The 9,497-nt window shown below is 36.3% G+C and carries 10 protein-coding genes; 8 read left to right on the plus strand and 2 right to left on the minus strand.

What is annotated here, in order from left to right:
* Window positions 1-199: 199 nt before the first annotated feature.
* The 6 genes from ILT06_RS06730 (at window position 200) to entD (ending at window position 6,995) form a co-directional block, all read left to right on the plus strand.
* Window positions 200-742, plus strand: coding sequence for a DUF420 domain-containing protein (locus tag ILT06_RS06730; RefSeq protein ID WP_000228316.1), 543 nt, complete (start codon window positions 200-202; stop codon window positions 740-742).
* A 117-nt stretch (window positions 743-859) separates the two neighbouring features.
* Complete coding sequence (locus ILT06_RS06735; RefSeq protein ID WP_064475071.1) at window positions 860-2,023, plus strand: iron-containing alcohol dehydrogenase; 1,164 nt, start codon at window positions 860-862, stop codon at window positions 2,021-2,023.
* A gap of 158 nt (window positions 2,024-2,181) precedes the next feature.
* Window positions 2,182-2,934, plus strand: coding sequence for a DeoR/GlpR family DNA-binding transcription regulator (locus ILT06_RS06740; protein ID WP_098103414.1), 753 nt, complete (start codon window positions 2,182-2,184; stop codon window positions 2,932-2,934).
* Window positions 2,931-3,842 carry a 1-phosphofructokinase gene (gene pfkB, locus ILT06_RS06745; RefSeq protein ID WP_088047334.1) on the plus strand — a complete coding sequence of 304 codons (912 nt, stop codon included), beginning with the start codon at window positions 2,931-2,933 and terminating at the stop codon, window positions 3,840-3,842. The genes ILT06_RS06740 and pfkB overlap by 4 nt, the downstream gene beginning before the upstream one ends.
* 13 nt (window positions 3,843-3,855) lie before the next feature.
* Entirely contained in the window at window positions 3,856-5,715 is a 1,860-nt protein-coding gene (locus tag ILT06_RS06750) for a PTS fructose transporter subunit IIABC (protein WP_098103415.1), read from the plus strand.
* 347 nt (window positions 5,716-6,062) lie between these two features.
* The gene (entD, locus tag ILT06_RS06755; RefSeq protein WP_098103122.1) at window positions 6,063-6,995 is read left to right on the plus strand and encodes a cell wall-binding protein EntD; all 933 of its coding nucleotides are present in this window, start codon (window positions 6,063-6,065) and stop codon (window positions 6,993-6,995) included.
* 62 nt (window positions 6,996-7,057) lie between these two features.
* On the opposite strand, the gene ILT06_RS06760 is transcribed toward entD, so the two are convergent.
* The gene (locus tag ILT06_RS06760) at window positions 7,058-7,303 is read right to left on the minus strand and encodes a hypothetical protein (RefSeq protein ID WP_000814419.1); all 246 of its coding nucleotides are present in this window, start codon (window positions 7,301-7,303) and stop codon (window positions 7,058-7,060) included.
* Window positions 7,304-7,484: 181 nt separating this feature from the next.
* On the opposite strand from ILT06_RS06760, the gene miaA reads away from it, so the two are divergent.
* Both miaA and hfq read left to right on the plus strand, forming a co-directional pair.
* Entirely contained in the window at window positions 7,485-8,438 is a 954-nt protein-coding gene (gene miaA / locus ILT06_RS06765) for a tRNA (adenosine(37)-N6)-dimethylallyltransferase MiaA (RefSeq protein WP_064475075.1), read from the plus strand.
* Window positions 8,439-8,459: 21 nt separating this feature from the next.
* Window positions 8,460-8,684 (plus strand): RNA chaperone Hfq, encoded by a 225-nt coding sequence (gene hfq / locus ILT06_RS06770; RefSeq protein ID WP_000813896.1) that lies wholly within the window; start codon window positions 8,460-8,462, stop codon window positions 8,682-8,684.
* Window positions 8,685-8,764: 80 nt separating this feature from the next.
* Here hfq and ILT06_RS06775 read toward each other — a convergent pair.
* A partial coding sequence (locus ILT06_RS06775; protein WP_222654935.1) for a Gly-Xaa-Xaa repeat protein occupies window positions 8,765-9,497 on the minus strand: 733 nt, incomplete at its 5' end.

A 9,497-nucleotide genomic window follows, 5' to 3' on the forward strand; every position in this document is an offset into this window, starting at 1 on the left:
ATACGTTTTTTAACAAAAACTAATTACATTGCTATTTAAATAATAAAGCGATAAAATCCTTCTTAAGAAGTTTTATTAAGAAGGATTTTTTTCTTTGCTTTGTCTTACTGTGTCAAACTATTGTCACATTTACACTGTGAATAATATGTTAAAATAGTGAGGTTACGTATACATATTTGAAGGAAGAGGAGTGACCATTTTGGTGGATCAATCAACGAATCAGAAAAGCTATGCTCCTATTGTGATAACGCTTTCTGTAATTGTAAATGCGATTATTTTATTTTTGTTCTTTGGACCTGTTGGCTATGAAGGAGAAGTACATTTTGATGTAACAATTTTACCAATGTTAAATGCAATTTTTAATAGCTTTACGTTCGTATTCTTATTAGCAGCTTTATACTCTATTATTAAGAAGAATGTGAAAATGCACCGTGGTTTCATCCTCGCAGCATTTACAACGACGTTGCTATTTTGTGTTTCTTATTTATCGTATCATTACTTGGCGCCGGCAACACATTTTGGTGGGGAAGGATTCATTAAATATGTGTACTTCATTATTTTAATTACACATATTATCCTGGCAGCTATTATTGTACCACTTGCATTGTTTGCACTTGTATTTGGTTTTACAAATCAATTAACACGTCATCGTAAAATTGTACGTTGGACGATGCCAATTTGGTTATATGTAAGTTTATCTGGTGTTATTGTTTACTTAATGATCTCACCTTATTACCAATAAAAAAATCTCAGCCTGTAGGCTGGGATTTTTTTGTTAGGCAAATATTTTTGTGAAATGAAAAAAATATGGTATACAAAAGTATAGTTGCTTTTCATATAGAAGGGATGGTAAAGAAATATGCAAAATTTTGTATTTCGTAATCCAACGAAACTTATTTTCGGTAAAGGTCAATTAGAACAGTTGAAAACTGAAATTCCACAGTTCGGTAAAAAGGTTCTTCTCGTATACGGGGGAGGCAGTATTAAAAGAAATGGTATTTATGATAATGTAATTTCTATTTTAAAAGATATAAATGCAGAAATATTTGAATTGACAGGTGTTGAACCGAATCCGCGTGTATCAACTGTAAAGAAAGGGATTCAAATCTGTAAAGATAATGGCGTCGAATTCATATTGGCGGTTGGCGGAGGAAGTGTAATCGACTGTACGAAGGCGATTGCTGCTGGTAGCAAATATGATGGAGATGTATGGGATATTGTAACGAAAAAAGCATTTGCTAGTGGGGCGTTACCATTTGGTACGGTACTTACGCTTGCGGCAACAGGATCTGAAATGAATGCTGGTTCTGTCATTACAAACTGGGAAACGAATGAAAAATATGGCTGGGGTAGCCCAGTTACTTTCCCGCAGTTTTCGATTTTAGATCCAGTTCATACTGTTTCTGTGCCGAGGGATCAAACAATTTACGGTATGGTAGATATTATGTCGCACGTATTAGAGCAATACTTCCATCATGGAACAAATACAGAATTACAAGATCGTTATTGTGAATCTGTTTTAAAAACAGTAATTGAAACTGCTCCTAAGCTTTTAAGTGATTTAGAAAATTATGAGCATAGAGAAACTATTTTATATTGCGGTACTATGGCGTTAAACGGTATTTTAGCGATGGGAGTAAAAGGAGATTGGGCGACTCATAATATTGAACATGCAGTATCTGCGGTTCATGATATACCACACGGGGGTGGCCTTGCGATTTTATTCCCGAACTGGATGAAGCGTGTTGTAGATGAAAATGTAAGTCGTTTTAAACAGTTCGCTATTCGTGTATTCGATGTAGAAACAGATGAAAAGGCTGATCGAGAAATTGCGCTAGAAGGAATTGAGGCGTTACGTCAATTTTGGACTTCAATTGAGGCACCAGTAAGGTTAGCGGATTACGGTATTGGGGAAAATGAAATTGATTTAATGGCTGATAAAGCGATGGCTTATGGTGAATTTGGTAACTTTAAAAAATTAAATAAAGACGATGTTTTAAGTATATATAAAGCTTCTTTATAAGTGAATCGAAAAAAGAAACCCATTTGATATAACAATCAAATGGGTTTCTTTTTTATTGTTTATAACTGTTTATGACCGGTTTTGGTTATTTGTGAATGTTTATGGTTGATTTTTGTGATCGTTTTCATTATACTGTAATCAAAGAAGAGGTGAATAAAATGTTAACTCCTGAACGTCATCAAATGATATTGCAACTTGTAAAAGAGCAGAAGGTTGTTAAATTACAGCAATTAGTGGAAAGAACAGAAAGCTCTGAATCAACAATTCGTCGTGATTTAGCGCAATTGGAAAAGCAAAGGTTATTAAAAAGAGTTCATGGTGGTGCTGCTGTTTTAACAGGAAAAGGGCAAGAGCCAACGATGGTTGAAAAATCATCCAAAAACATTCAAATAAAGCAACAAATTGCTAACTATGCGGCTAGCATTGTTGAACAAGGTGATTGCATTTATTTAGATGCAGGAAGTACAACATTTGAAATGATTCCATTTTTAATAAATAAAGATGTTACTGTCGTTACGAATGGACTTATGCATATTGAAGCTTTAGCTGAAAATAATATTCGTGCGTATTTACTAGGTGGAATGATGAAAAGTAGGACGAAAGCTTTAATTGGTGCTATGGCACAGGAAAGCATGCAGAAGTACCGTTTTGATAAATGTTTCTTAGGAGCGAATGGTGTACATGAACAGCTTGGTTTTACAACTCCAGATCCAGAAGAGGCACTTTTAAAACAAATGGCATTAACATTTGCGAACGAAGGATATTTCTTAATTGATGAAAGTAAGTTTTCAGAAGTTGCGTTTGCGAAAATAGCCAATGTTGAAGAAGCGAATATTATTACAAACCATTTAGAAATTGATTTAGAAAAATATAAAAGACAAACCAATGTAATTGAGGCTGATAAACAATGATCTATACAGTTACTTTAAACCCATCTATTGATTATGTAGTACAAGTTAATTCCTTCGATTTAGGCGCAGTAAATCGAGCAGAGAAAGATATGAAATTTCCTGGAGGGAAAGGTATTAACGTTTCTCGTGTTCTTCATCGTTTAGGTGTTGAAAATGTAGCGCTTGGATTTACTGGTGGATTTACCGGTCGATTTATTAAAGATGTATTACAGGCGGAAGGTGTAACAACAAACTTCGTCCAAGTAGACGGTGATTCCCGAATTAATGTGAAAATAAAAGGGCAAGAAGAGACAGAATTAAATGGGCAAGGTCCTAATGTGACAAATGAACAATTTGAACAATTAATGAAACAAATCGAAAGTATGAGGCAGGGAGATTGTGTTGTACTAGCTGGAAGTGTACCGGCGTCTATCTCAACTACTTTTTATGAATCAATCGCAACGCTCGGAGCTGAGAAAGGTATTCGCGTAGTAGTCGATGCAAGTGGAAGTGCGCTGCAGCATGTAATTAAAAATAAACCATTTTTAATAAAGCCTAATCATCATGAACTTGGTGAGTTATTCGGAGTAGAGATTTCAACAGTAGAAGATGTTTTACCGTTTGGAAGAAAATTAGTTGAACAAGGTGTAGAGCATGTTATCGTATCAATGGCTGGAGATGGGGCTTTATTATTTACGGCAGAAGGTATATATGAAGCAACTGTTCCAAAAGGTGTTGTAATTAATTCGGTTGGGGCCGGAGATTCTCTCGTTGCAGGATTTGTGGGTAAATATGAACAGACAAAAGATATTGAAAAGGCATTTCAATATGGCGTTGCAACAGGGAGTGCAACAGCATTTTCAGCTGATTTATGTGAAAAAGAAAAAGTAGAAGAATTATTGTCGCAAGTAATTGTAGCTAAGCGATAGGGGGGAGCAACATATGAAAATTACAGAACTATTAAAAAGGGATACAGTTATTATGAATTTGACAGCTTCAAATAAAGAAGCTGTCATAGATGAATTAGTTGAGAAATTAGACGGCGCAAATCGTTTAAATAGTAAAGCTGAATTTAAAGAAGCTATTTTAAAGCGGGAGTCACAAAGTACAACTGGCATAGGGGAAGGGATTGCAATACCTCATGCGAAAACAAAAGCTGTTAAACAACCAGCGATTTGTTTTGGTAGAAGTGTAAGCGGTATCAACTATGAATCGCTTGACGGACAGCCAGCGCATTTATTCTTTATGATTGCTGCGAGCGAAGGGGCGAATAATACTCATTTAGAAACGTTATCGCGCCTATCTACATTATTAATGGATGAAGGATTTCGTAAGCAATTGTTAGAAGCAAAGGATGAAGAGGAACTTCTTCGTTTATTTGATGAAAAAGAGAATGAAAAAGAAGAAGAAGACATTGAAGTTGCAAAACCAGAAGGAAACGAACCATACGTACTAGCAGTTACGGCTTGCCCAACTGGAATCGCTCACACCTATATGGCAGCGGATAGCTTGAAAGCAAAAGCAGCAGAGCTAGGTATAGCAATTAAAGTTGAGACGAACGGATCAACAGGAGTAAAAAACGGTTTAACGAAAGAGGACATTGAACGCGCAACGGCTATAATTGTTGCGGCAGATAAACAAGTAGAAATGAACCGTTTTGCTGGGAAACATGTCATTCAAGTGCCAGTCGCTGATGGGATTAGAAAAACGGAAGCGCTTCTTAATCGAGCTGTAAAACAAGATGCGCCAATCTTTAAAGGAATAAAGGAAGATGGGAAGACAGAAAGTACAGAGGAAGAAAAAGGATTAGGGATTTATAAGCACTTAATGAGTGGTGTAAGTAATATGCTTCCATTCGTTGTTGGTGGCGGGATTTTAATTGCACTAGCATTTTGGATTGGTGGTATAAAAGCAGAAGGACCATTGGCTGAATTGTTAATGTCTATTGGTGGAGGCAAAACAGGTGCGTTTTTATTCCTCGTACCAATTTTAGCTGGATTTATTGCGAGTTCTATTGCTGATCGTCCAGGATTTATGCCTGGTGTTGTCGGTGGATTCTTAGCAGCACATGCGAATGCTGGATTTTTAGGGGGATTAATTGCTGGTTTCTTAGCTGGGTATGTTGTTTTAGGATTGAAAAGATTGTTTTCAGGATTACCAGCACAGTTAGAAGGAATTAAACCTGTATTGTTATATCCGGTCTTTGGATTGTTGATTACAGGAGTTGTTATGCAAAAAGTAGTAATTCCGCCTGTAGTAGCATTGAATGAAATGTTAACAGGTTGGTTAAATGGTTTGAACGGTACAAATGCTATATTACTAGGTCTTATATTAGGTGGTATGATGGCAATTGATATGGGTGGTCCAATTAACAAAGCTGCATTTACATTTGGTATTGCTGCAATAGAAGCGCAGAACTTTGGCGTGCACTCTGCTGTTATGGCGGGTGGTATGGTACCACCATTAGCGATTGCATTCGCAACTACTTTCTTTAAATCGAAATTTACTGAAGCAGAACGTAAATCTGGTTTAACAAATTATATTATGGGAGCATCGTTTATTACAGAAGGTGCGATTCCATTTGCAGCTGCAGATCCGATTCGAGTAATAGTAAGTTGTGTTGTTGGTTCAAGTATTGCGGGTGCATTATCTATGTTATTCCAAATTACATTACCAGCACCGCATGGTGGATTGTTTGTTATCGCATTAGTAAATAAACCGGTGCTATATATTTTCTCGATATTTATAGGGACAGTTATTTCAGCTCTTATGATGGGGATTTGGAAAAAGAAAGTTAAATAACACATGAAAAAGGAGTAGCTTTTATTAGCTGCTCTTTTTTATTACAAAAAAGGAGATTAATAATTGGAGAATGATGAATTTTGGTAAAAGATGTAATGAAATATGGTTTTTTTGTAACAAAAAAGTAATACTGTAATTTTTTTTGGAAAAAAATTCTGGGCTGATATGTAGAAAATATATGAAAACTATTGGGAATTCTATTAGAAATGGAATTCATTAATATGGAAATTTATGTTACAACTCATTAATCGTGTATTACGAATGGTTTGTAATTGTGTGATTTCTAAAAATCTTAAAAATCTGTTGCTATAATGAAAATACGAAAACAAAGCAAATGGAGGCTATTCATGAAAAAATTATTAGGTATAGCAACGGCGGCAGTTTTTGGTCTTGGGATTTTTGCAGGTTCTGCGAAAGCAGAAACGATTGTAACAACAGACGTATTAAATGTTAGAGAAAACCCAACTGTAGAGTCAAAGCTTGTAGGTAAAATGTTAAGTGGAAATAAATTAGATGTTATAAATACAGAAAACGGATGGGCAAAAATTAAATTAAATGGTAAAGAAGCGTTTGTAAGTGCTGAATTTACAAAAAGTACATATTATGTAACGGCGGGCGCGTTAAATGTTCGTGCTGGAGCGAATACTGACTCTGAAATTCTTGGTAAACTGAATAAAGATGATGTAATTGAAACGACAAATCAAGTTCAAAATGAATGGTTACAATTTGACTATAATGGAAAAACGGGATATGTTCACATGCCATTTTTAACAGGGACGGCACCTGTAATAGAAAAGAAAGAAGTTGTAACGCAAGAAGAGGCGCCAGTAAGAGTAAATACGCCAGTTAAAAATAATAAAGTAGTTAAGAGCAAAGAGTCTGTTAAAAATGTAGAATCAAGTAAACCTGTCGCAAAACAACAGTCAACTACGAAACAAGTTACGAAATCTACTGAAACAAGTGCACCTGCTGGTGGACGTGAAATAACAGTAGAAGCGACAGCGTATACAGCCCATCCAAGTGAGAATGGTACGTATGGTGGTCGTGTATTAACTGCAATGGGGCATGATTTAACAGCGAATCCGAATATGAAAGTAATTGCTGTTGATCCTAAAGTAATTCCGCTTGGATCAAAAGTATGGGTAGAAGGATATGGAGAAGCGATTGCTGGAGATACTGGTGGTGCGATTAAAGGAAATCGTATTGATGTATTAGTCGGTTCAGATGGTAGTGCCAATAGCTGGGGGCGCAAATCTGTAAAAGTGAAAGTGATCAAATAGTGTATATGTATTAATATAAAAGGCGGTTGCTTGAAAGTATGTAAGCAACCGCCTTTTATAGGTTATTGAAAAGGATAAATAGTTTTACCTGTAATAATTTTATAGGCACTGCAAAATTGATTTTGTATATACTCTGTATTTTTATTTTCTGGATGTAATGTTGTTTCTTGGAGAGTAGAATGAAAAGAACGTAGCAAACAATTTAAGGCGAAATATAATTCTTCTTGTGAACAATTTTGTTCTTTTGTAGCAGTAGCTAAAATAAGGTCTTTTGTTAAAGATGAAAAATTAATGGTGGATTGTTTCATAGTCAACTCATCCTCTCGAAGGTATTTTTAATCATGTATATGCGGAATTGGACAAACTATGTTCTTTTTTATTTATAATTTCATGTACCGAAATGAAAGAACTTGCAATCATGCCGTTAAAATTGGTAAGATTGGATATAATCAATAGATGGAGTACATTACATAAAGAGAGTTGAATGATATGGGAGAAGTGCAACGTGAAAAAGTTGCTGTCATCATTGGACCAACTGCTGTTGGAAAGACGAAGTTAAGTATTGATCTTGCCAAAGCGTTGAATGGTGAAATTATAAGTGGAGATTCCATGCAGATTTATCGTACGATGGATATTGGAACTGCAAAGGTGACAGAAGAAGAGATGGATGGAATGCCGCATTATATGGTCGATATAAAAAATCCGGAAGAATCATTTTCTGTTGCCGAATTTCAAGAACGTGTTCGTAAGCATATTCGAGAGATTACAGAGCGTGGTAAATTGCCAATTATCGTTGGTGGAACTGGTCTGTATATACAATCTGTTTTATTCGATTATCAGTTTACGGATGATGCTGGCGATACTATATACCGAGAACAAATGGAAAAGTTAGCATTAGAACGTGGTGTGGAATATGTACATAAGAAATTACAAGAAGTAGACCCAGAAAGTGCTGAGCGTATTCATGCAAATAATGTACGTCGTGTCATTAGAGCGTTAGAAATTTTCCACACGACGGGTGAAAAAATGAGTGATCAACTTGAAAAACAAGAAAACGAGTTATTATACGATGTTTCCTTGATTGGCTTGACAATGGATCGAGAAATGCTATACGATCGCATTAACTTACGAGTTGATATAATGATGGACCAAGGGTTATTAGAAGAAGTAGAAGGATTGTATAATAGAGGGATACGAGATTGTCAATCTATTCAAGCGATTGGGTATAAAGAGATATATGATTATTTTGAGGATCGTGTCTCTTTAGAAGAAGCGGTATCACAATTAAAGACTAATTCACGTCGTTATGCAAAGCGTCAATTAACGTGGTTCCGTAATAAGATGGATGTCACGTGGTTTGATGTTACAGGCGGTGAAAAAACGTCAGAAATTTTACGATACATAGAAGGAAAATTACAACTAAAGTCGAATAATAGTAAGTAGAGAAAAAGAGGAGGATTCGACATGAAGCAATCAATCAATATTCAAGATCAGTTTTTAAATCAACTCCGTAAAGAAAATACGTTTGTTACGCTGTACTTATTAAATGGTTTCCAGCTTCGTGGATTAATTAAAGGATTTGATAATTTTACAGTCCTACTGGAAACAGAGGGTAAGCAACAGCTTATTTATAAACATGCAATTTCTACATTTGTACCACAAAAAAATGTTTCAATTGAATTAGAGTAGTAATGAATTATTGTACATAACAAAAAAAGAGCGAGTTTCTCGCTCTTTTTTTATTTGCTATAAACAATACATAGTGAAATTTAAGCAATTCTAAATACAGTAAGGCGAATGTTAGTGTTTCCTGTTGCAGGGATCGTAATCTCGTTAAGAGTAGATTGGACAGAAATGTTTGCGCCAGCTCTTAACGTTTCGATTGTAGTGAATGAAAGTGAGTCGCCTATTAAATTTGAAGAAAAGTTATCAGTTGCGACTGCTCCATTAATTGAAATGCCTACTCCAAGAGGAGCGCATCCTGGCGCAGTTGTAGAAATAGATACGCTAATCACATAAATACCGCCGTTGATAACCGTAACTGTATCTGTGCCATTAAAGATAATATTGTTTACGTTAATTGCAGTACTGAAAATAAAGTTATTAAATTGTAGTACTGTTTGTTGAATGTTGTTTGTAACAACAATTGTTGCTACAGGGAAGCTAGGTCCAGTAGGGCCAGTAACTCCTATACCAGTGGCACCGGTAGCGCCTGTTGGCCCTTGAACACCTTGAGGTCCAGTAGCACCCGTGTTCCCTTGAACACCTTGAGGTCCAGTAGCACCCGTGTTCCCTTGAACACCTTGAGGTCCAGTGGCACCCGTGTTCCCTTGAACACCTTGAGGTCCAGTAGCGCCTGTGTTCCCTTGAACACCTTGAGGCCCCTGAGGTCCAGTAGGTCCAGGAGGCCCGCCAGAAGGTCCGGTAGGTCCGGTAACTCCTATGCCAGTAGCGCCCGTGTTCCCTTGAGGTCCTTGAATACCCTGAGGCCCAGTAGCACCC

This window comes from Bacillus sp. 17RED48 (assembly GCF_019837545.1).
Taxonomy (GTDB): Bacteria; Bacillota; Bacilli; order Bacillales; family Bacillaceae_G; genus Bacillus_A; species Bacillus_A wiedmannii.